Here is a 20,172-nt window from a genome sequence, read left to right as displayed (position 1 = left end):
CTCTACTGGTTATATATGCCAGCGAGGGCGGGAGTTCAATTTGACGGCGGCGGGAGGCAGGCTCCCATTGAAAACGTATTGTCATGATGCCTCCATATTCCCCATTAGGGATCAACACCTTGAATATGGAGGGCGGCAAACAAGTCCTAGCTGTATTACTTATACATTTTTCATGACCATGGTCGCGTCATTATTCCCCTTTATCGAAAAATCCCCTGAAAATATATTTTCAGCAACACGAAAGCCCGGGGAAATTGCCGTCTCGAAATAGGGGCCTTGCATATGGCGTTTAACACATCTATCTGATTATGCTATTTTATTTTCCTATTTACCGTCACGACAAGGGGTCGTATGAACAAGGCAAGAATCGGCATCGTCACCGTCAGCGACCGCGCCAGCGCAGGCATCTACGAGGATCTCTCCGGCAAGGCCATCATGGATACCCTGGGCGCCTATCTCAGCTCCCCCTGGGAGGCCGTCTACCGCCTGATCCCCGATGAGCAGGATCAGATAGAGGCGGCCCTGACCCGGCTGGCGGACGAGGAGGGGTGCTGCCTCATCGTCACCACGGGCGGCACAGGCCCGGCCAGGCGGGACGTCACCCCCGAGGCCACCGAGGCGGTGTGCGATCGCATGATGCCGGGCTTTGGCGAGCTGATGCGGGCCGAATCCCTCAAGTTCGTGCCCACCGCCATTCTGTCGCGCCAGACCGCCGGCCTGCGGGGCAGCACCCTCATCGTCAACCTGCCGGGCAAGCCCAAGTCCATCCGCGAGTGCCTGGATGCTGTCTTCCCCGCCATCCCCTACTGCATCGATCTGATGGAGGGGCCCTATCTCGAGTGCGACGAGGCCGTCATCAAGCCGTTTCGCCCCAAGAAATAGCCGCATCCCCCCTATGAATGAACAGAGGCGCCCCTGGGCGCCTCTGTTCATTCATGGCCGGTCATTCATGACCAGCGCTTGAAGATGAGCGAGGTGTTGATGCCGCCAAAGGCGAAGTTGTTGGACATCAGATAGCGGGCATCCAGCACCCGGCCACCACTGCGGATATGGTCCAGGGGGGCGCAGGCGGGATCCGGCTCGCCGAGGTTGAGGGTGGGGGCGAACCAGCCCTCGGCCATCATCTCCAGGGAGAGCCAGGCCTCGATGGCACCGCAGGCCCCCAGGGTGTGACCGAAATAGCTCTTGAGGGAGGAGATGGGGGTCTTGTCCCCGAACAGGGCCGAGGTGGCGTGGCTCTCGGCGATGTCCCCCCGCTCGGTGGCGGTGCCGTGGGCGCTGATGTAATCGATCTGCCCGGCCTCCAGGCCGGCGTCCGCCAGGGCCAGGGCCATGCAGAGCTGCATCGTCTCCTGCTGGGGCTGGGTGACATGGGCCGCATCGCAGTTGGTGGCAAAGCCCACCAGCTCGGCGATGATGGGGGCGCCCCTGGCCTGGGCATGTTCCAGCTCCTCCAGGATCAGGGTGCCCGCCCCCTCTCCTATCACCAGACCGTCCCGCTGCCGATCGAAGGGCCTGGGGCTCAGTTCGGGGTGATCGTTCATCTGACTGGTGGCAAACAGGGTGTCGAACACCACGGCCTCGGAGGGACAGAGCTCCTCCGCGCCGCCCGCCACCATGAGATCCTGGTAACCGTGCTTGATCGCCTCATAGGCGTAGCCGATGCCCTGGCTGCCGGAGGTACAGGCGCTGGAGGTGGGAATGACCCGGCCCCGCAGGCCGAAGAAGAGACCGGTATTGACCGCCGCCGTGTGCGGCATCATCTGCACATAGGTGGTGGCCGTGATGCTGGCCGTGGTCTTGTCGTTGAGCATGGCGCCAAAGGCGCTGATGGGCGCCGTACTGCCGGTGGAGGAGCCATAGGCGATGCCGGTACGCCCGCCGGTCAGCACCGGGTGGCCGAGAAGCCCAGCCCGGGCCAGGGCCAGCTCGGTCGCCACGGTCGCGAGCTCGGAGACCCGCCCCATGGCCCGGGTCTTCTTGCGCGGATAGTGCGCCGGCAGCGCAAAATCCAGGATGGGGGCCGCCAGCCGGGTGTTGAGACCGTCGTAGACGGCCCACTCCGGCATCTGGCGCACCCCGTTGCGCTCCGCCTTGAGACGGGGCCCCACGCTCTGCCAATCGTTGCCAAAGGCGGTCACCCCGGCCATGCCGGTTACCACGACCCGCTTCATATTCCCACTCCCTGCCATGTCTGACGCGTTTGAACCAAGAAACTGACTGCCTTCATATCAGCCCCCCGTTGATGGAGATCACCTGACGGGTGACATAGCCTGCGATGTCCGACATCAGGTAGGAGACCAGGCCCGCCACCTCGTCGGCCTGCCCCATCCGCTTGAGGGGGATCATCTTCATCGCCTCGGCCTCCACCTCGGCGCTCACCATGCCGGTGTCGATGAGACCGGGGGCGACACAGTTGACCGTGATCCTGCGCTTGGCCAGCTCCAGGGCCAGGGCCTTGCTCGCCCCTATGATCCCCGCCTTGGCGGCGCTGTAGTTGACCTGCCCCCGGTTGCCCATGATGCCGGAAACCGACGACAGGGTGACGATGCGCCCGCCCCGGCGCAGCCCTATCATGGGCATGATGCAGGGCTTGAGCAGGTTGTAGAAGCCGTCGAGGTTGGTGTGCAGCACCCCGTCCCACTCCTCGTCGGTCAGGGCCGGGAAGGCGCCATCGCGGATGACGCCGGCGTTGCTGACCACGCCATAGTAGGCGCCGTGGGCCTCGATGTCGGACTCGAGCCGGCTGCGGCACTGTTCCCGGTTCGAGATGTCGAACTGGATCAGCCGCCCCTGGCCCCCGGCCGCCACTATGGCGTCCAGGGTCGTCTGGGCACCGGCCTCATCGCCGTGGTAGTGCACCACTATGTGAAAGCCATCGGCGGCCAGTCTCAGGGCGATGGCGCGGCCTATGCCCTTGCTGGCCCCGGTCACCAGTACGGTGGAATTCATCATCAATCCTTTTCCTCACAGATTCATCAAATTCGCTCTCGCCGCGAGCCGGCGTGATGCGTTTGTGCCCAGTCCGGCGCTCATGGTGATGACTGCGCCAGTAGCTGAGTAAGCTCTCCCTCGGCGGGGAGATAGGTACTGAGCCTGGCCTCGGCGCACGGCTGGCCGTCGCGCAGGATCCGGCACTCGAAGCTGGCCATGGCGCCATCCTCCAGCAGGCATTCGGCCTCGATGGTCAATCTGTCCCCCGGGGCGAAGGCGGCCACCCGGCTGCGGTACTGGCGGCTGCCGAGCAGCATGCCGATGCGCACCGGCTCCCCTCGCTCGCGCCCCCGCATCCCGGCCCAGGCGGCGATGGTCTGGGCCATCAGCTCGATGCCGACCCAGCCCGGCAGGGCGCCGTCGGAATCGAGCAGCTGGGCGTGACGCCCCCCCCCCCGGGTCTCGCCCCAGCCCGGGGCCCCCTGATAATCCAGCAGGCGATCCAGCAGCAGCATGGGGGCCTGATGGGGCAAGAGCGCGTCGATGGCTATCTCATTCATGGGAGCCTCCCTCTTCTCGCGCCGGGACCCGTCCCAGCAGCAGGCTGACATTGTTGCCACCGAAGGCAAAGGAGTTGGACAACACCCGGGCCAGCGGCCTTGCCGGCGCCTCCCCCCGGGCCAGCCGGATGGGGGCCAGGGCGGGATCCTGGGCCTCCCCCTGACGGGGCGGCGCCATCTCCCGCGCCAGCAACAGGCAGCAGATCGCCGCCTCTATGGCACCGGCCGCCCCCAGGGTATGGCCGGTCAGCATCTTGCTGGAGCTGGCGGGCGCGCTCTGCGCCGCCCCGAACAACCGGGCGAGGGCCAGGCTCTCCATCTCGTCGTTGAGCCGGGTCGCGGTGCCGTGGAGATTGATGTAATCCAGCTCGCCCGGCGTCACTCCCCCCTGGCGCAGCGCCATGCGCATGGCCGCCTCGGCCCCCAGCCCCTCTGGGTGGGGGGCCGAGACATGCCAGGCGTCGGAAGACTCGCCCGCCCCCAGCAGGGCCAGCCCGGCCCGCTCCCGGGTCAGCAGGAAGAGGGCGGCCCCCTCCCCTATGTTGATGCCGCACCGCTCGGCCCCGAAGGGACGGCAGCGACTGAGGCTGAGGGACTCCAGGCTGTCGAAGCCGTTGAGGGTCAGGCCGCACAGGCTGTCGACGCCGCCGACGATGACGGCATCCGCCAGCCCGGCCGCCAGCAGCCGCTGGCCGCTGATGAAGGCGCGGGCGCTGGAGGAGCAGGCGGTGGAGAGGGTATAGGCCGGGCCGGTCAGGGCCAGGTGGCGGGCGAGAAAATCGCTCGGGGAGCCCAGCTCCTGCTGGCGATAGTCAAACTCGGCCGGGATCCCCTCCCCCCCCTGCCAGGCGGCGACCGCCCGCTCCGCCTCGGCGATCCCCGAGGTGCTGGTGCCGAGCACGATGGCGATGCGATCCGGGGCCAGCCGGGCCATGAGCGCATCCAGCCCGGGCCGGATCTGGGCCAGGGCCGCCAGCAGCAGGCGGTTGTTGCGCGAGTCGTAGGCCGACAGCGCCGCCGGCACCGAAGGCAAGGCCTCCTTCACCCGGCCGACCGGGGTGAGCCTGCCGTCGCTCAGCGGCTGGCGCTCCCCGTCCAGGGGGCTGATCCCGCTCTCCTGCCAGCGGCTCAGGGCCGCCGCCACCGCCTGCTTGCCCTCTCCCAGGGCGCAGATCAGGCCGTAATCCCCGATGAAGCAGGGAGAGACGCGCGTCATCACAGTGTTCATGGGGCCAATTTCTCCATCTGCAGCGCATAATCGAAGGCGTGCTGCACCAGGCGCACCGGCTCCCGCTCCCCGTCTATCTCCCGGTAGTGGATCTCGCTCACCAGGGTACCTTCAGGATCCCGCAGGCGACGCACCATGCCCTCGTCCTCCAGACGCCAGCCCCTGGGCAGCCTGGGCTGCCAGGCCGAGAGGGGCCAGTAGCCGAGCATGACGTCGGCCAGCACCTGGGCCACCGGCGGCAGCGCCGTGTCCCCCAACAGGCTGGAGAGCTGCTCGCTGCGGATCGCCTCGCCGTCATAGCTCAGCCGAAACAGCCGGATCCCGCTCGGGGTCAGCCCCACCAGGGTGAGCTGGCGACCGTCTGCCTCCAGCACCGTCAGCAGCTGATGCTCGCCGCCCCGGGTCCGGGCGCTGAGCAGCTGCTGGCGATAGAGGGGCTGATCCCGCAGGGGAGCGGGCAGCACCAGGCTGACGGTCGGGGTCAGCAGGGCGCGGTTGTCCGGCCCCCCGGCCCCTGGCTGACCGGCACAGGCCGTGAGCAGCAGCAGACCAAACAGCATCGCAATTCTCATGATTTCTCCAACACCAGGGGCGACAGCAGAAAGGCGGTAAAGATACCCCCGCTCAACACCAGGCCGAAGCCCGCGATGGCCGGGGTGTGACTCAGGGCCAGCAAACCGAACGCCAACTGGGTGGTCAGGTTCGCCAGCAGGACCGCCAGCAGGGTGGCCCGCTGGCGCCGGGGATCGGCGCCGCTGTGGGCGAAGAAGAGCCCATAGTCGATGCCGATGCCAAAGATCAGGGCAAGGGCCAGCACCCCGAACAGGGTGAGAGGCTGGCCGAAGGCGGCGAGCAGGGCCAGACCGGCCCCGAGCGCCAGGCCATTGACCAGCAGGATCCGCCCCCCCTTGCGCCAGCCGAGCCGGTACCAGAGCAGGCCCCCCACCAGGGCGACGGCCAGGGCCAGCAGCTCGGCCAGGGTGAGGCGGTAGTGGGCGAACAGCTGGCTCCACTGGCTGCGCTGATCCTGCCAGAACACCCCCTCTCGCCCCTCGGCCAGGGCCGCCAGGGCGGCGGGATCCGCCACGCCGTTCACCGGCAGCCAGAGGGCCACCCGGCCATCGGCCAATCCGTGCCACAGCAGGCGGCTGCCCTCGCTGACCGGACTGGCCAGCCACTGGGCCGCGGTGAGGGGGCGCAGTGCGGGGAGGGAGGCCGTCACCGGCAACCCGGCACCATTGAGCCGCGCCACCACCTCGGGCAGCAGGCGCGCCAGGGCGTCGTGATCCGATTGCTGGCGCGCCAGGGAAGGCAGCCACCCGCTCAGGGGGACGAAATCCGCCAGCAGCCCCTGCGCCTTGGCACTGGCCAGGGCTGGGGTCAGGGCTTCGAGCCGTTGCAGCGCCGTCTCCCCATCCGGCCCCGTCACCAGGAAGCCCGCCATGCCTCCCTGCTGGCCGGTGAGGCGCTGCACCTGCCGCTCCTGGGCCTGAAGCTCGGTGGGCAGGGGTTGCAGGCGGGCGATGTCATCGTCCACCCTCAGCTGGCTGAGTCCCCAGACCACCAGCACCAGGCAGAGCAGGGGCAGGCCGGTGCGCAGCCAGCGCCGCTCGCGCCAGAGGGCGAGCCAGGCCTCCAGCCACGTCACGACCCTGGGGGTGCCCAGGGGCAGGGGCCCCAGCCAGAGCGGGAACAGGCAGAGCACTGTCAGCAAGGCGGCCAGCAGACCGACCAGGGCGCACAGGGCCAGCTGCTGCAAGCCGGGGAAGGGGGCCAGCCAGAGCAGGCCATAACCCACCAGGGTGGTGATGAGCGCCAGCCAGAGGCTGGGCTGCAGCCGGGCCCGGGTCTGATGGGGACTCTCATCCTGCCCGCAGAGGCGGCGCTCGGTCAGAAAATGGATCCCGTAGTCGATGGCGATGCCGATGAGGCTGGTGCCGATCACCAGGGTGAACAGATGCACCTCGCCAAACCAGAGCAGCACGGCGAGCAGCCCCCAGCACAGACCCACGACGATGGGCAGCAGGGAGAGCCAGAGCGCCCGCAGCGAACGAAACGCCAGCCAGATGAGCAGCACCACCCCCAGCAGGGAGCCGAGCCCTATGGTGGAGATGTCCGCCTGGGCCAGCCGGCTGGCATGCTGGCTGTAAAACAGCGTGCCACGACGCAGCAGCGTCAGCCCGGGAGAGGCGGCCTTGAGGGCCTGCTCCGCCTGGTCGAGGCGCCCGAGCAGGGCATCGTTGCGGGAGAGGTCGAAGGCCGAGAGATTCAGCTCGGCCCGCAGCAGGTACCAGCTGCGCCCCTCCCCGTCCCGGCTCACCAGCCAGCCCCGATCCAGGGTCAGGGGGGTGGCGGCCTGGCCCTGCACCCCGGCCCGAGTCAGCAGCAGGGGATCTTGCTGCCACTCGGCGCGGGAGACGCCGCCGAAGGGGCTGTAGATCTGGCCGAGCACCCATTGGCTCCAGGCCTCCGGGCCCTCGGCCAGCCTGGCACGACTCGTCTCGTCGAGCCGCTGCCAGGCGTAATCGTGCTGATAGGCCTGCCAGGCACCGGCCAGCTCGGGCTGGGCACCGCGCACCGCATCAAGCTCGGGCAGGGTGGCCAGGGCCTTGGCCCACTGCGCCGCCGCCGGGCGGCCATCCTGGCCAGGGGGCAGGCTCAGCATCCAGATCAGCTGACGGTCGAGCTGGCGCAGCAGCCCCTGCTGCAGGGCCGGATCCAGCGAGGCGCGCTCGCTGTGGGGCAAGAGATCCATCAGGCTGGTGTTGATGCGGCTCGTGCTCAGCTGCCAGCCGAGCAGGGCCAGGGCCAGCAGGCAGAGCAGCAGCCAGAGCCGGGCGAGCCGGCGCCAGCTGCCCTCGCTCAGACCCGCCGCGGAGGCCGGCGGAGAGTGCAGCGGAGAATGCGGCGGAGAGTGCGGCGGAGAGTGCGGCAGAGAGTCCGGCGAAGAGTGATGGCCATGGCCGCGCTGATCAGGGTGCAAAATGGGCCTGCTCTTCGGCACCGAGCGGCAGGGTCACCCCTTGCCAGTCAGCGAAGCGGATCCGGGTCTCATCCCCCTGGCGATCCGTTATCAGCAGCCGTTCCAGCCGATGGCCCCCCTCCAGCACCAGGCGGGAGAATACCTTGTCCAGGGGCGCCGCCAACGGGGTCAACCCCAGGCGCCAGCCCTGTTCATCTGAGGAAAAATCGAGGGCGAAGTAGCGGGCCAGGGCCTGCTCATCGGAACCGAACAGCGCCAGCAGCATGGTGCTGAACTCCAGCAGCTGGGGGCTGTCGATGATCTGCGCCTCCCCCTGGCCGACCCGCTGGCGCATGCGCCGCTCGGTGAGGCTGAGGCTCAGCTCAAAGGGGGCCAGTTGATGCCACCAGAGCCCCTGGCCGCGCACCAGCAGCAGCTCGCCGCTGGCCCGCAGCGGCTGGGCCAGCCCGGCCACCTGCTTCTCCTGCTCGAACCGGGCCCACTGGGCAGGATGCTCGGTCAGCAGCTGGTGCACCCGGGCCTGGGTCATGACCTCGGCCTGCACAACCCCCGGCCACGCCGCCAGCAGCAGACAGGCCCAGAGCAAGCCCCGTATGGATGCAATCAGGGCAGATCTCATTCTTCGACCCCCAGCCTGTCGAGCAGCACCCGGGGCGAGGCGAGGCACATCTCGCCGCTCTCCTTGTTCACCGCCACCTGGATGCTGTAGCCCTTGCTGGTGCGCACCCCGCTCTCGGCGTCGAACAGCTCGTACTCTATCTTGAGGCGGTTCTGATACTCCCGCAGCTGCGCCACCACCCGCACCTTCTGGCCAAAGCGCAGGGGCGCCATGTACTTGAGGCGCAAGTCGATGACGGGCCAGAGGTAGCCGGAGGCCTCCATCTGGGGGTAGTTGTAATCAATCTGCTCGAGCAGGGCGCAGCGGGCCAGCTCGATATAGCGCACGTAATGGCCATGCCAGGCCACCGCCATCATATCTACATCATGAAACGGGATTTCGATCTCGATGCTGTGGCGGATCATCCAGGGTTCAGCTTGCATCGCGCGCCTCCTCATAGAGCGGATAGTGGCGCCCCTGCAGCCGGGCGATCAGGGCCCTGAGCTCCTGCTCCAGGGGCCTGTCTTCCACCAGGGCCGGGTGATCTTCCCGCACCGCCAGCACCATCTCCCGCAGCGCCGGGCTCAGGGCGGCCAGGGAGCCCCCCATGGCCAATCGCAGCTCCACCCCCTGCACCGCCGCCAGCAGGCAGGCGGCCCCCACCTGCTCGGTCAGGGTCAGCACCCGCAGGGCGTCCCGCGCCGCTATGGTGCCCATGCTCACCTTGTCCTGGTTGTGGCACTCGGTGGAGCGGGAGAAGACGCTGGCCGGCATGGTCAGCTTGAGGGCCTCGGCGGTCCAGGCGGAGACCCCGATCTGCACCGCCTTGAAGCCGTGGTTGATCATGCGCCGCTCGCCGCTGGCGCCGGAGAGGTTGCTCGGCAGGCCGCCGTTGAACTTGATGTCCACCAACTGGGCCAGCTGGCGATCGAGCAGATCGGCCAGGTTGGCCACCGCCGTCTTCATGCTGTCCATGGCCATGGCGATGTGGCCGCCATAGAAATGGCCGCCGTGCATCACATGCTCCCCCTCCCCGTCGATGAGGGGGTTGTCATTGGCGCTGTTGAGTTCGTTCTCGATGAGCTGACGCCACCAGGGCAGGCTGTCGGCCACCACCCCGATGACGTGGGGGGCGCAGCGCAGGGAGTATCTGTCCTGCAGCCGGTCGCTGTGGCGGGGCAGCTCGCCCGCCACCAGATCCGCCCTCAGCCAGGCCGCGATCCCCTGCATGCCGGGATGGGGCTTGGCCGCAAACAGCCGCTCGTCGAAGTGGAAGGCATTGCCCCCCATGGCGACGCTGACCAGGGCGGTGATCCGAGTCGCCAGCTTCATCAGGTATTCGGTGCGGGCATAGGCGAGGCAGGCGAGCGCCGTCATCACCGAGGTGCCGTTCATCAGCGCCAGCCCCTCTTTTGGCCTCAGCACCAGGGGGGTGACGCCGAGGGCGTCATAGACCTCGGCCGTGCTCGCCAGCTGGCCATCCCGATAGAGTTCGCGCTCCCCCACCAGCACGGCGGCCACGTAGGAAAGCGGGGTGAGATCGCCACTGGCGCCGACCGAGCCCTCTTCGGGAATGCGGGGGATGAGATCCTGCTCCAGCAGCCAGCAGAGCCGCGCCAGCAGGGCCGGGCTGACCCCGGAGACCCCCTGGGCCAGGGAGCAGAGCCGGGTCGCCAGCACGGCGCGCCCCGCCTCCAGGCTCAGGTTTTCCCCCAGGCCACAGCCGTGGAAACGGGTCAGATGCAGGGGCAGCTCGGCCACCAGGGCCGGGGGCACGGCCCGGGTCACGGAGTCGCCATAGCCCGTGGTCACCCCATAGATGACCCCCTCGTCTGCCAGCAGCCTGTCGAGAAAATCGGCGCCCCGCTGGATGCGGGCGGTGAAGGCGGGATCCGGGTTGAGCGCGGGGCGGGCGCGGCGCCGAGCCAGGGCCACCACCTGCTCTATGGTGAGGGGGTCGGCGCCGAAGGTGACCGGGTGCAGGCCGTCATGGCCCTGGCGGGACGGGATGGAATCACTGTTCATCATGAGTTAGCTGCCAGAAGTCGAAGAAGTTGAACCAGTCGAGCGGCGCCTGCAGGCAATGGTGCTGCAACCTGTCCGCATAGGCCTGCACCCAGTGGCGCAGCGCCGCCTCCCGCTCGGCGCGCGGCAACCACAGCCGCTCGGCGAAGGGCTCGAAGTGGACCCGAAAATGCCCCTGCTCCTTGAGGCCGAACATCAGGTAGACGGGGCAGGCCAGCACGCTCGCCAGGGCGAAGGGGCCCAGGGGGAAGGGGGCCGGGGCGCCGAGAAAGTCGGCCCAGACCACCCGTTTCTCCCGGGTGACCGAGGTGCGATCGCCGACGATCACCACCCACTCCCCCGCCTCTACCTTCTCCTTGAGCAGGATGGCGGTATCCGCCCCCATCTCCTGCACCTGGATAAGGTTGAGGCCTGAGCCCGGGTTGATCTGCGAGAGCAGGGCGTTGAAGCGGGCCGCATGACGGGTGAACACCAGGGCGTTGATGCGCACCTGACCCAGGCGGGTGCCGAGGGCGCGGCACAGCTCGAGATCCCCCAGGTGGGAGCCCAGCAGCAGCAGGCCCTGGCCGCTTCGGATCGCCGCCTCGTGGTGCTCGCGCCCCACCAGCTCGACCCGCTCCGGGGCAATGTCCCCGCGCCAGCCCGCCAGCTTGTCCAGGGCCGCCTCGCCAAAGCGCAGGAAGTGGCGAAAGCTCGACCTTGGCCCCTCGGGCAGACGGATCCCCTCGGTCGCCACGAAGGCCTCGAGCCGCGCCAGATACTGCTCGGAGGCCGTGCGCTGGCGGCGCCCGGTCAACCAGAAATAGCCGATCACCGGATAGAGCAGGGCCCCAAAGCCCCGCCGCCCGAGCAACCGATAGCTGGCCAGCATGATCCGCAAGCCCAGCAGGCTGCCCCGTTCCGGCGTGCGTGACCAGTGTCTCTGACCCCACTGGAACCAGGTCTCTCTCGGCCGACCCGGCAGGCTGCCACTCTCCTGTCCCGGGGTACGCGGCCCCTGTCTGCGGCCCCAGGCAAACCAGTTCTCTCTCTGCCGGCCTCGCGCCCGCCACCAGAGCCGGGCAGGCCATCCCGGCAACTTGCCCATGAGATCCCACAGCAGACGGCACACCAGCCGGGTATGCATCCAGGAGATGGCCAGGTTGTCGTGCCAGAGCCGGAAGTGGGAGCTGCCATCGGCGGGATAGGTGACCCGGGTCGGCACGAAGCGCATGGGCACCCCGCGCCAATGGAGGCGCACCATCACCTCGGTGTCGAAATCCATCCGCCGGCCGAGCCGCACCTCGCCGAGCAGGGCGCAGCTGGCCGCCACCGGGTAGACCCGAAAGCCGCACATGCTGTCCTCGATGGCAAAGGAGAGGGTCTCTATCCAGACCCAGACATGGGTGACATAGCGGCCATAGAGGCGCCCCCTGGGCACGGAGTCGTCATAGCGGGGGCGACCGGACACCAGGGCCTCGGGATGGGCCTTCGCCTCCTCGAGCAGGCGCGGCACGTCATCGAGATCGTGCTGGCCATCCGCATCCAGCTGCAGGGCATGGCTGAACCCCGCCGCCCTCGCGGCCATGAGGCCGCTGCTCACGGCCGCCCCCTTGCCCAGGTTCTCGGGGTGGCGCAGCAGGGTGAGCCAGTCCCCGTGTTCCCCCGCCAGGGCGTCCAGGGCGGCGGCGGCGACGGGTTCGCTGCCATCGTCGATCAGCAGGCAGGGCAGCCCCATGGGCTTGAGCCTGGCCAGCACCCCGGCCAGGGGGCGCGCATGGTTGTAACAGGGGATGATGATGCAGGGCGTCAGGGACATAGGGTCACCCGTCCGCTGCTGGCGTGCTCGCCCGCAATCTTGTAGCCAAACAGCAACTGGCCCTTGTCGGCCAGCCAGCTCAGGTGCAGCTCGCACTCCTGACCCGGACGCAGGGGACGCTGGAACTTGAGCTGGCTCATGCCGCCAAAGGCGCCATCAGCCCCCGGCAGCAGGCGGCCATAGTGCATGGCCCAGTGCACCTGGGTCACCCCGGGCAGCAGGGGGGCGCCGGGAAAATGGCCCTGAAACCAGGGCAGCTCGGGGTCAAGGCGCAGGCGCAGCACCAGGCCATCCCGGGTCGGGGTCTGTTCCAGCAGGGTCGGCAGGGCGCTCAATGACATGGGGGCTCCGGTTTCGTGTCTCTCTGCCCGTTCGGGCCGGGCTGTATCTGCTCCGTCGTGGCGGCAACGGGGGACTCGTCGAACAATGCCTTCAGCTCGCTCCAGGGGCGCTTGCCCTGGCTGTTGACAGGCAAGGCGTCCAGGCAGCGCAGCCGGCGCGGCAGGGCCACCGGCTCGAGCCAGGGCCGCAGTCGCTCGCGCAGGGCGATGAGAAAGCGGCCGGGCCCCAGGGCCTGCCACTGGGCCCGCCCCTGCCGGCTCAACACCAGCACGGCACCAAGCTGCTGCCGGCGGCCCAGGGTGAGGGGCAGCACGGCCGCCTCCTCCACCCAGGGCAGGGCCCGCAACCGCCCCTCCACCTCATCGAGGGAGACCCGTTTCTCCTCGAGCTTCACCAGCCGATCCCCCCGCCCCAGCAGCGCAAAGCCCTGCCCAGTCAGGCGGATGCGATCGCCGCAGAGCAGCGGCTCGTCGTCGGGCAGGAAGGGGGAGTGCAGCAACAGGCGATCCTCGTTCGCCACAGACACCCGGATCCCCGGCATGGGCTGCCAGGGGGTGTCGGCCGTTTGGCTCTGACGCCAGGCGATGCCGCCGGTCTCGCTGCTGCCAAACACCTCCAGCGGCAGGACGCCAAACAGTTGCGCCGCCCGCCGGGCATGGTCCAGGGCCAGGGGCCCGCCCGAGGAGACCAGCAGGCAGCAGCCGGGGGCCTTGAGCCCGGGATCCAGCCGGCTGAGCAGGGCCGGGGAGGCAATCAGCGCCCACTTGCCCCCCAGGGCCGCCAGCTGCTCGGGGTAACGGGTCAGGGTGCGGCTGAAGGGCAGCCCCAGGACGAGGGGCAGCAGGATGCGAAACAGCAGGCCATAGATGTGCTGATGGCTGACGCTCGCCAGCAGGCGCGCCCCCGCCAGCGTCTCGCCCCAGCGCGTCACCAGGACCCTGAGCTCGGCCTCGAGCTGATGCCAGGCCTTGGGGATCGCCTTGGGCTCCCCGGTGGAGCCCGAGGTAAACAGGGTCAGCTTGAGGTCGCTTGGGGCCGGCCAGGGCTTGGCGCGCTCTGGCATCTCGTCCAGGGGCAGTCGCAACCAGGGGTGGGCACTCCCCTCCCCCAGGGTCTGGCTGTCGGTCAGCACGGCATCGAACGCGGCGCCGATCTCCGCCAGGGCGGCCGGGCGCTGGTGGCCGGGCAGCACGGCCTCGCGCCCCGTCAGGGCGCAGGCGAGCAGGGCCTGTGCAAACAGCAGGCTGTCCTCGAAACACAGGGCCCAGCGCCGGGCGGGCATGGCGCTCATCCGCTCGGCCAGTGCCTGGGCCCCCAGGCGCAGCTCGCCCAGCCCGTGGCTCCCCTCCGGGCCGAAGGCCACCTCCTGATCAGGGTCCCGCCCCCAGATGAGGGCGAGCAGGCTGCCTTGGTCATTCATGGGTAAAGCTCCGTTTGACCCGCATCCGCACCAGGTATTCCCCCCCCATCAGCAGCCCCATCAGCAGATAGCTGATGAGGCCGTTGTAGAGGCTCCAGAGCGCGAGATCCCCGTGCCAGATGGTGGCGGCGGCCAGGGCGCCATTGATCAGGAAGAAGCCGCACCAGACCCGGGTGACCGTGCGGGTGTAGCGTACCCCGGCCGGGGGCAGCTCGGGATCGGTCAGGCGGGCGAGTCGCTCCACCAGGCTCATGGGCTGAGTCAGGCTCCAGCCAAACAGGCCAAGCAGGGCCAGGGAGACGGCGAGGGGGTAATAGAGCAGCCAGTGCTGGGCGCCAAACAGGGCGCTCAGGGCGGTCAGCAACAGGCCGACGCCGGCGAGCAGGCGGCCGAGCAGCAGCCACTCACGGACAGGCGCGACCCCGGGCAGCAGGCGCAGGGCGAAGGTGACCAGCAAGAGGGCGACCAGGGCAGTACTGCCCCAGCGGGTCAGCCCCCAGTAGACGGCCAGGGGATAGGCCAGCAGCAGCCCCCCCGCCAGCAGGGATAACAGGCGCATCATGACAGGCTCGGGCCCGCCACGGCGCCCCTTGGCTGCGATTTAGGCATCGGCCAGCAGGCGTTCGACCGCCTCGACCACGTCGGCCACGGAGCGCACCGACTTGAACTCCTCGGGCTTGATCTTCTTGCCGGTGAGCTTTTGCAGGTGCACCACCAGATCGATGGCGTCTATGCTGTCGAGCTCCAGATCCTGATAGAGCTGGGCCTCTGGGGTCACCGCCTCCTCGTCCACCTCGAACAGGTTCACCAGGGCGGCCTTCACCTGCGCAAAAATTTCGTCTCTGTTCATCTTCATCGCTCCGAAAGGGACTCAGGCCTGGGCCTGTACCAGGGCCACCAGGGCATCGACGCTGGCAAAGTGACGACGGGTATTCTCGTCATCGGCGGAGAGCACTATGCCAAAGCGGCTCTTGATGGCGAGCCCCAGCTCCAGCGCATCGATGGAGTCCAGCCCCAGGCCGTCGCCAAACAGGGGGGCCTGGCTGTCGATATCATCCGGGGTCAGCCCCTCCAGGTTGAGGCTGTCGATGATGAGCTGTTTTATCTCTTGTTGCAGGTCTTGCATGACGATTCCATATGCTGTCATTGGGTCCCGGGTTGCAGGACCCGGGTGAGAAATCGGGTTAACTGGCGGGCGGCCAGGGCGCTGCTTGCTTCCCCCAGGACCACCTCGGCGGCGCTTATCTGCGGCAGAAATTCCAGGGTGAAGTGCGGCTTGCGCCGCGGCACCCGAAACCACTTGTCCTGTTTGGTCAAAAAGCGCTCGCTGCAGTGGATGCGCACCGGTTGTATCGGCACCTGACTGCGCACCGCGAGCTGGGCCGCCCCCCGCTGCAGCCGGATCGGCTGGCCCGGGGTGGTGCGGGTCCCCTCGGGGAACACCAGCAGCAGACCGCCGTGGCGCACCCGCTCGATGCACAGGAGCAGCAGGCGCTCCGCCTCCACGTTGGCGATGTAATCGGCCGCGCGCACCACGCCGCCGAGGAAGGGATTATGCCACAGGGCCTGCTTGACGATGCAGTCGCATGCCGGCAGCTCGGCGGCCAGCATCACATAATCGAGCAGGCTGGGGTGATTGGCCACCACCAGGGCGCCCCGCAGCCCGCTCGGCATGCCGATCACCCGGTAGTCGAGCACCCTCAGCCCCTTGAGCAGCCCCAGGAAGAGCCGAAAGCTCCATTTGATGCTGGCCTGGGCCAAGGTGCGGCGCCTGGGGCCCCGCAGGCAGAGCGCCAGCAGCGGGAACCAGCAGAGGGTGAGCAGCAGGCCCCCGACGCCGAACAGGGCGAAGCCGAGCCCGGTGCCAAACAGGCGCCAGAGCCGGTTCAGTCGCGCCGCCATGACCACTCCTGACGTCCGTCCCCCAGCAGGCACGCCTGCTGACTCAGCAGCTGGGCACGCCAGAACGCCAGGGGCTGGCTCAGCGTGGGGGGCTGGCTCGCCGCCCTCACCCCCTCGCAGCGCCAGTGCGCAGCGGCCTCAGGGTCGCCCTGGGGCCCCAGCACGAGCGCGACGGCATGGGGGGGCGTCTGGGCCAGCCAGGGGTGATGAAAGGCCGGGATCTCCCCTTCGAAGGCGACCAGCAGCACCCGCCGCTGGCCGGCCCCCAGGTTCGCCACCGCCTCGGTCAGCCCCGCCATCAGGCTCGCCTCCCCCGCCGCCAGCGAGCTCATGGCCAGGGTCGCCTTGCCCTGAATGGAGCAGATCCCCGCCGCCGTGTTGTGCACCGACATGGAGAAATCCGTGGGAGAGAGGGCCTTGCCCGCCGCCAGCCCCTGGAGCAGGGTCATGGAGCGCGCCAGCTCGCCGTGACGGCTGACAAAGACGGCGCTGTCGACGGGGTGGCGCGCCAGCATCGTCAGCCCCAGCTGCACCGCGAGGCGGGAGCCGGCGCTCAGGCGGCGTGCCATCATCATGGGCAGCAAGGGGGTAGCCGGCAGGGGAGCGGCGCCGGGCCAGGCGCCCGACTCGGCCCACTGGCGCCAAGAGGCGGCCTCACTCAGACCGGGCGAGAGCGCCTGCGCATCAAGGAGTGAAAATGAGAGCATGATGGCGACCTTCCGTCCTTGTTCGGCGCTATGGGTGATGATTGAGATAGATCCGTTTAGCGGGCATCAGCCGACGGGCGAGAGGCGCTGCAATGACGAGGGGGTCACGGATGTCATAAATTCGGCGGGCATCATAGCATTATTTCCCCGAAATAATAGAAGGCAGGTCATATAACTCCTTGTCTATAGTCATCTTTTATTGAAAACTACCCAATAATGGTGTCTCATTGCCGCGCTTCATAAGAAACCTATGTAGGGAAACGACAATGCACAAGATGACCAAATCGGCGCTGCTGCTCGGCTGCGCCCTGCTCGCCGCCTGCTCCACCAGCCAGCCGGTACGCAACCTGCCGGCCACTCAGGTGAATTTCACCCTCAACGAGGAGCAGGTCGGCAACGCCATCCTCAATGGCGGCCTGAGCAAGGGCTGGGTCATGAAGAAAGAGCAGCCCGGTCTTATTCGCGGCCAATTGAACGTGCGCCAGCACCAGGCGGTGATCAATATTCCCTATACCGCTCATGACTATTCCATCAATTACGTCAGCAGCATCAATCTCGATGATAACGGCAAGGGTGCCATCCATCGCAGTTATAACCGCTGGATCATGGGGCTGAATCAGGCCATCCAGATCGAACTCTCCCGCACCAGCCACCAATAAGAGCGAACCGGCCTCGTGAAACATTATCAGGGTGAGGCTCATGATGCCCTCGCCGCCATCAGTCAGGCCCAGCGCATCGCCTTCGGCCCCATGTTGTTTCAGGCGAGCTGGTGCCTGCGCGAAACCGGCGTGCTCGCCTATCTGGAGCGCTGTGGCCGCCAGGGTGCCACCACGGCCGAGATAGCCGGGGCCTGTTCCCTCAGCGAATACGGGGTCGGCGTGCTGCTCGACATGGGGCTCGGCGGCGGGCTCTGTCACCTGGAAGGGGAACGCTATGTGCTGGGCAGGGTCGGCCGCTACCTGCAAAACGACCCCATGACCCGGGTCAACATGGATTTCACCCAGCACGTCTGCTATGCCCCCCTCGCCCACCTGCTCGGCGCCATCCGGGAAGGCAGGCCCGAGGGGCTCAAGGTGTTCAGCCCCGATTGGGAGACCATCTATCCCCACTTGGACGAACTGCCTGAGCCGGCGCGGGCCAGCTGGTTCGCCTTCGATCACTTCTACTCGGACTGGGCCTTCCAGCAGGCCCAGGACAAGGTATTTGGCTACGAGCCCGCCACCCTCTATGACGTGGGCGGCAACACCGGCAAGTGGGCCATCTCCTGCGCGACCCGGGATCCCGCCCTCAGGGTGACCATTCTGGATCTGCCCGAGCAGCTCGCCCTGGCCCGTCCCAGGATTGAGGAGGCCGGGGTGGCGGACAGGGTCAGCTGCCATCCGGTCAACATGCTCGAGGCCGAGGGCCCCCTGCCCGGCGAGGCGGACATCTGGTGGATGAGCCAGTTCCTCGACTGCTTCAATCACCCGCAGATCGTCGCCATCCTCACCCGTATCCGTCGCCACATGAAACCAGGCGCCCGGGTCTGCATCCTGGAGCTGTTCTGGGACAGGCAGAGCTTCGAGGCGGCGAGCTTCAGCCTCAATGCCACCTCCCTCTATTTCACCGCCATCGCCAACGGCAACAGCCGTTTCTACCACTCCAAACAGATGTACCAGTGCCTGCGCGAGGCCGGTTTCCACGTGGAGGCCGAGCACGAGATCCCGGGCCCTGGCCACACCCTGCTGGTTGCCCGCCCCCTCCCCGAGGGGCAGACTTGACCCCTTTACCCAGGAGATCGCCATGACTTTGCCACCCTGCCGCCGCCCCTTGCTGATGGCCTTGCTGGCCCTGTTTCTCCTCGGCGGCTGCGCCGATGTCAAGGAGGCGGGTCGCACCGTCGGCCAGACCACCAAGCGGGTGACCCGCGAGATCGGTCACACCACCCGGGACGTCACCCGTGAGATAGGCCACAGCACCCGGGATGCGGTCAAGCAGGTCGGCGACGAACTTAGGGACTGATGGCCATCGGCTCCCGGTGACCGCCGCCAATATGACGCATCCGACACCCGTGGTAGCGAATGCGTCATATTGGGAGACGCGCCCTTGCCCGGCGAGGCGCGCGCAGGCTCCCCCACTGGGACCCGCTCGCAGCGGCCATCCCGGGCAAGGCCAGTGACAATATTCACTCATGATTCACCTATGGCTCACCGGTTATTTACTTATGATTCACCCATGAGTTATTTATTTTATCCCTCCCGTTACCCTGCGAATAAATTCGACCTAATCCCGTTCTGAATATGACACACCTTTATTCCAGCAACACTCAGCGACCCACAGAAAGACAGTAAAAAAACAACAAGATAGAAAACAAAAACTGGGCTGATTGCGGGAGTGAGAGATAAGACCGGCCACGAATCAATGAGGACAATACGCACTAATTCATCAGCAACAAGCGCCCATTAATTAGATTGCTATCATTGCATCGAGGGATTGTTCAATATGCAATGACCCGGAGCCGATAATTAGCACCATGTCATATGCAACATTAATATGCTCGGCAATCGGGAACATAATAAACATTCGGCCTGAGCCCCTGCCCCTATTCAACATGATGCCATTTCACCTTCCTTCATCTATTCAAGGAGGCAAATGGTCGTGCTTTTCAATCAAGATAAGGATGTATGATGAAAACCTCCCTGCTGGCCTGCACCCTGCTGCTCTGCCCCGTCGCCTTCGCCGCGTCCCCGCACTGGGAATACGGTGGCGAGGCCGGCCCGGCGCAATGGGCCAGGCTGACCCCGGAGTTTGGCCAGTGCGATGGCAGCAACCAGTCGCCGGTCAACCTGACAGACCTGGTCGAGGCCGAGCTGGCACCCCTGCAGTTCCACTATCTGGCAGGCGGCAAGACGCTGGTCAACAACGGCCATACGGTGCAGGTCAACTATGCCCCCGGCAGCACCCTGGAGCTCGACGGCATGCCCTTCGAGCTCAAGCAGTTCCACTTCCACGCCCCCAGCGAGAACCTCATCGAGGGCAGGTCCTACCCCCTGGAGGGGCATCTGGTCCATGCCAACGACAAGGGAGAGCTGGCGGTGATCGCCGTGATGTTCGAGCCGGGCCAGGCCAATGCGGCCCTGAGCCAGGCCTGGCAAGCCTTGCCCGCCAAGACAGGGGAGACCCACGGTCTCGAGGCGCCCATCTCGGCAGAATCACTGCTGCCCGCCAACCGCGACTACTACCGCTTCAGCGGCTCCCTCACCACGCCGCCCTGCTCGGAAGGGGTGCGCTGGCTGGTGATGAAGCAGCCGGTGCAGGTGAGCCAGGCCCAGATCGACGCCTTCAAGGCGGTGATGCACCACCCCAACAACAGACCGGTGCAGCCCCTCAACGGCCGCCTGGTGCTGCAATAAGGGTGTTATCTCACCGATCTGCGTAATAGAAAGAGGGCCTTTTGGCCCTCTTTTGCATCTGTCACACCAGCTTACAGACTGGCAGCGATGCGTGCCCCCAGCACGGCGTTGTTCAACACCAGCTGGACATTAACCGCCAGGGAGTCACCGCCGGTCAGTTCGCACACAGAGGGCAACCGTTACAGGCTGGCGGCGATGCGTGCCCCCAGCACGGCGTTGTTCAACACCAGCTGGACATTAACCGCCAGGGAGTCACCGCCGGTCAGTTCGCACACAGAGGGCA

General features: G+C 67.1%; 23 protein-coding genes and 1 pseudogene. 5 read left to right on the top strand and 19 right to left on the bottom strand.

Going from position 1 to position 20,172, the window contains the following annotated elements:
- Positions 1-351: 351 nt before the first annotated feature.
- Positions 352-882, top strand: coding sequence for a molybdopterin adenylyltransferase (mog, locus tag ACW5W4_RS08130; protein WP_456689030.1), 531 nt, complete (start codon positions 352-354; stop codon positions 880-882).
- 65 nt (positions 883-947) lie between these two features.
- Here the strand turns inward: mog and ACW5W4_RS08125 are convergent, their stop codons facing one another.
- The 17 genes from ACW5W4_RS08125 to ACW5W4_RS08045 form a co-directional block, all read right to left on the bottom strand.
- Complete coding sequence (locus ACW5W4_RS08125) at positions 948-2,174, bottom strand: beta-ketoacyl-ACP synthase (RefSeq protein ID WP_456689029.1); 1,227 nt, start codon at positions 2,172-2,174, stop codon at positions 948-950.
- 52 nt (positions 2,175-2,226) lie between these two features.
- A complete protein-coding gene (locus ACW5W4_RS08120; RefSeq protein WP_427260637.1) occupies positions 2,227-2,952 on the bottom strand; it encodes a 3-ketoacyl-ACP reductase FabG2 in 726 nt (241 codons plus the stop codon).
- 80 nt (positions 2,953-3,032) lie between these two features.
- On the bottom strand, positions 3,033-3,494 hold the full coding sequence (locus tag ACW5W4_RS08115) for an ApeP family dehydratase (protein WP_456689028.1): 462 nt from the start codon (positions 3,492-3,494) through the stop codon (positions 3,033-3,035).
- Positions 3,487-4,722, bottom strand: a complete 1,236-nt coding sequence (locus ACW5W4_RS08110) for a beta-ketoacyl-ACP synthase (protein ID WP_456689027.1) — start codon at positions 4,720-4,722, stop codon at positions 3,487-3,489. Before ACW5W4_RS08110 ends, ACW5W4_RS08115 begins: the two co-directional genes overlap by 8 nt.
- Positions 4,719-5,294 carry a DUF3261 domain-containing protein gene (locus ACW5W4_RS08105; protein ID WP_427260634.1) on the bottom strand — a complete coding sequence of 192 codons (576 nt, stop codon included), beginning with the start codon at positions 5,292-5,294 and terminating at the stop codon, positions 4,719-4,721. Before ACW5W4_RS08105 ends, ACW5W4_RS08110 begins: the two co-directional genes overlap by 4 nt.
- Complete coding sequence (locus ACW5W4_RS08100) at positions 5,291-7,588, bottom strand: MMPL family transporter (RefSeq protein ID WP_456689114.1); 2,298 nt, start codon at positions 7,586-7,588, stop codon at positions 5,291-5,293. Before ACW5W4_RS08100 ends, ACW5W4_RS08105 begins: the two co-directional genes overlap by 4 nt.
- Before the next feature lie 106 nt (positions 7,589-7,694).
- Positions 7,695-8,324 (bottom strand): outer membrane lipoprotein carrier protein LolA, encoded by a 630-nt coding sequence (locus ACW5W4_RS08095; RefSeq protein WP_456689026.1) that lies wholly within the window; start codon positions 8,322-8,324, stop codon positions 7,695-7,697.
- Complete coding sequence (locus tag ACW5W4_RS08090) at positions 8,321-8,746, bottom strand: acyl-CoA thioesterase (protein ID WP_456689025.1); 426 nt, start codon at positions 8,744-8,746, stop codon at positions 8,321-8,323. The genes ACW5W4_RS08095 and ACW5W4_RS08090 overlap by 4 nt, the downstream gene beginning before the upstream one ends.
- Entirely contained in the window at positions 8,736-10,328 is a 1,593-nt protein-coding gene (locus tag ACW5W4_RS08085; protein ID WP_456689113.1) for an HAL/PAL/TAL family ammonia-lyase, read from the bottom strand. Before ACW5W4_RS08085 ends, ACW5W4_RS08090 begins: the two co-directional genes overlap by 11 nt.
- Positions 10,318-12,120: a glycosyltransferase family 2 protein gene (locus ACW5W4_RS08080; protein WP_456689112.1), complete on the bottom strand. Its 1,803-nt coding sequence runs from the start codon at positions 12,118-12,120 to the stop codon at positions 10,318-10,320. Before ACW5W4_RS08080 ends, ACW5W4_RS08085 begins: the two co-directional genes overlap by 11 nt.
- Positions 12,117-12,467 (bottom strand): 3-hydroxyacyl-ACP dehydratase FabZ family protein, encoded by a 351-nt coding sequence (locus ACW5W4_RS08075; protein ID WP_427260631.1) that lies wholly within the window; start codon positions 12,465-12,467, stop codon positions 12,117-12,119. The genes ACW5W4_RS08080 and ACW5W4_RS08075 overlap by 4 nt, the downstream gene beginning before the upstream one ends.
- On the bottom strand, positions 12,458-13,888 hold the full coding sequence (locus ACW5W4_RS08070) for an AMP-binding protein (RefSeq protein ID WP_456689024.1): 1,431 nt from the start codon (positions 13,886-13,888) through the stop codon (positions 12,458-12,460). The genes ACW5W4_RS08075 and ACW5W4_RS08070 overlap by 10 nt, the downstream gene beginning before the upstream one ends.
- Complete coding sequence (locus ACW5W4_RS08065; protein WP_456689023.1) at positions 13,881-14,450, bottom strand: hypothetical protein; 570 nt, start codon at positions 14,448-14,450, stop codon at positions 13,881-13,883. Before ACW5W4_RS08065 ends, ACW5W4_RS08070 begins: the two co-directional genes overlap by 8 nt.
- A gap of 39 nt (positions 14,451-14,489) precedes the next feature.
- The gene (locus ACW5W4_RS08060) at positions 14,490-14,738 is read right to left on the bottom strand and encodes an acyl carrier protein (RefSeq protein WP_427260628.1); all 249 of its coding nucleotides are present in this window, start codon (positions 14,736-14,738) and stop codon (positions 14,490-14,492) included.
- A gap of 21 nt (positions 14,739-14,759) precedes the next feature.
- On the bottom strand, positions 14,760-15,014 hold the full coding sequence (locus ACW5W4_RS08055; RefSeq protein WP_041999580.1) for a phosphopantetheine-binding protein: 255 nt from the start codon (positions 15,012-15,014) through the stop codon (positions 14,760-14,762).
- Positions 15,015-15,031: 17 nt separating this feature from the next.
- Positions 15,032-15,790, bottom strand: a complete 759-nt coding sequence (locus tag ACW5W4_RS08050) for a lysophospholipid acyltransferase family protein (protein ID WP_456689022.1) — start codon at positions 15,788-15,790, stop codon at positions 15,032-15,034.
- Entirely contained in the window at positions 15,775-16,497 is a 723-nt protein-coding gene (locus ACW5W4_RS08045; protein ID WP_456689021.1) for a beta-ketoacyl synthase chain length factor, read from the bottom strand. Before ACW5W4_RS08045 ends, ACW5W4_RS08050 begins: the two co-directional genes overlap by 16 nt.
- A 266-nt stretch (positions 16,498-16,763) precedes the next feature.
- Between ACW5W4_RS08045 and ACW5W4_RS08040 the strand changes: the two genes are divergently transcribed.
- The 4 genes from ACW5W4_RS08040 to ACW5W4_RS08025 all read left to right on the top strand — a co-directional run bounded on the left by ACW5W4_RS08040 (position 16,764) and on the right by ACW5W4_RS08025 (position 19,889).
- Positions 16,764-17,156 carry a hypothetical protein gene (locus ACW5W4_RS08040; protein WP_456689020.1) on the top strand — a complete coding sequence of 131 codons (393 nt, stop codon included), beginning with the start codon at positions 16,764-16,766 and terminating at the stop codon, positions 17,154-17,156.
- 15 nt (positions 17,157-17,171) lie between these two features.
- Positions 17,172-18,257: a methyltransferase gene (locus tag ACW5W4_RS08035; RefSeq protein ID WP_456689019.1), complete on the top strand. Its 1,086-nt coding sequence runs from the start codon at positions 17,172-17,174 to the stop codon at positions 18,255-18,257.
- 22 nt (positions 18,258-18,279) lie between these two features.
- Positions 18,280-18,498 carry a hypothetical protein gene (locus tag ACW5W4_RS08030; RefSeq protein WP_456689018.1) on the top strand — a complete coding sequence of 73 codons (219 nt, stop codon included), beginning with the start codon at positions 18,280-18,282 and terminating at the stop codon, positions 18,496-18,498.
- Positions 18,499-19,163: 665 nt separating this feature from the next.
- Positions 19,164-19,889 (top strand): carbonic anhydrase, encoded by a 726-nt coding sequence (locus tag ACW5W4_RS08025; protein WP_456689111.1) that lies wholly within the window; start codon positions 19,164-19,166, stop codon positions 19,887-19,889.
- A 71-nt stretch (positions 19,890-19,960) separates the two neighbouring features.
- Here the strand turns inward: ACW5W4_RS08025 and ACW5W4_RS08020 are convergent, their stop codons facing one another.
- Positions 19,961-20,056 carry a hypothetical protein gene (locus ACW5W4_RS08020; protein WP_456689017.1) on the bottom strand — a complete coding sequence of 32 codons (96 nt, stop codon included), beginning with the start codon at positions 20,054-20,056 and terminating at the stop codon, positions 19,961-19,963.
- A 12-nt stretch (positions 20,057-20,068) separates the two neighbouring features.
- A pseudogene (locus ACW5W4_RS08015) lies at positions 20,069-20,172 on the bottom strand (pseudouridine-5'-phosphate glycosidase); the annotation flags it as partial.

This window comes from Aeromonas crassostreae (genome assembly GCF_054052445.1).
This window is presented reverse-complemented; position numbering and strand designations above follow the sequence as displayed.

What these genes read in the sequence shown, in the direction of transcription:
- mog (WP_456689030.1), top strand. Translation starts at nt 352, where the DNA reads ATGAACAAGGCAAGAATCGGCATCGTCACCGTCAGCGACCGCGCCAGC.
- ACW5W4_RS08125 (WP_456689029.1), bottom strand. Translation starts at nt 2,174, where the DNA reads ATGAAGCGGGTCGTGGTAACCGGCATGGCCGGGGTGACCGCCTTTGGC.
- ACW5W4_RS08120 (WP_427260637.1), bottom strand. Translation starts at nt 2,952, where the DNA reads ATGAATTCCACCGTACTGGTGACCGGGGCCAGCAAGGGCATAGGCCGC.
- ACW5W4_RS08115 (WP_456689028.1), bottom strand. Translation starts at nt 3,494, where the DNA reads ATGAATGAGATAGCCATCGACGCGCTCTTGCCCCATCAGGCCCCCATG.
- ACW5W4_RS08110 (WP_456689027.1), bottom strand. Translation starts at nt 4,722, where the DNA reads ATGAACACTGTGATGACGCGCGTCTCTCCCTGCTTCATCGGGGATTAC.
- ACW5W4_RS08105 (WP_427260634.1), bottom strand. Translation starts at nt 5,294, where the DNA reads ATGAGAATTGCGATGCTGTTTGGTCTGCTGCTGCTCACGGCCTGTGCC.
- ACW5W4_RS08095 (WP_456689026.1), bottom strand. Translation starts at nt 8,324, where the DNA reads ATGAGATCTGCCCTGATTGCATCCATACGGGGCTTGCTCTGGGCCTGT.
- ACW5W4_RS08090 (WP_456689025.1), bottom strand. Translation starts at nt 8,746, where the DNA reads ATGCAAGCTGAACCCTGGATGATCCGCCACAGCATCGAGATCGAAATC.
- ACW5W4_RS08085 (WP_456689113.1), bottom strand. Translation starts at nt 10,328, where the DNA reads ATGAACAGTGATTCCATCCCGTCCCGCCAGGGCCATGACGGCCTGCAC.
- ACW5W4_RS08075 (WP_427260631.1), bottom strand. Translation starts at nt 12,467, where the DNA reads ATGTCATTGAGCGCCCTGCCGACCCTGCTGGAACAGACCCCGACCCGG.
- ACW5W4_RS08070 (WP_456689024.1), bottom strand. Translation starts at nt 13,888, where the DNA reads ATGAATGACCAAGGCAGCCTGCTCGCCCTCATCTGGGGGCGGGACCCT.
- ACW5W4_RS08065 (WP_456689023.1), bottom strand. Translation starts at nt 14,450, where the DNA reads ATGATGCGCCTGTTATCCCTGCTGGCGGGGGGGCTGCTGCTGGCCTAT.
- ACW5W4_RS08060 (WP_427260628.1), bottom strand. Translation starts at nt 14,738, where the DNA reads ATGAACAGAGACGAAATTTTTGCGCAGGTGAAGGCCGCCCTGGTGAAC.
- ACW5W4_RS08055 (WP_041999580.1), bottom strand. Translation starts at nt 15,014, where the DNA reads ATGCAAGACCTGCAACAAGAGATAAAACAGCTCATCATCGACAGCCTC.
- ACW5W4_RS08050 (WP_456689022.1), bottom strand. Translation starts at nt 15,790, where the DNA reads ATGGCGGCGCGACTGAACCGGCTCTGGCGCCTGTTTGGCACCGGGCTC.
- ACW5W4_RS08045 (WP_456689021.1), bottom strand. Translation starts at nt 16,497, where the DNA reads ATGCTCTCATTTTCACTCCTTGATGCGCAGGCGCTCTCGCCCGGTCTG.
- ACW5W4_RS08040 (WP_456689020.1), top strand. Translation starts at nt 16,764, where the DNA reads ATGCACAAGATGACCAAATCGGCGCTGCTGCTCGGCTGCGCCCTGCTC.
- ACW5W4_RS08030 (WP_456689018.1), top strand. Translation starts at nt 18,280, where the DNA reads ATGACTTTGCCACCCTGCCGCCGCCCCTTGCTGATGGCCTTGCTGGCC.
- ACW5W4_RS08025 (WP_456689111.1), top strand. Translation starts at nt 19,164, where the DNA reads ATGAAAACCTCCCTGCTGGCCTGCACCCTGCTGCTCTGCCCCGTCGCC.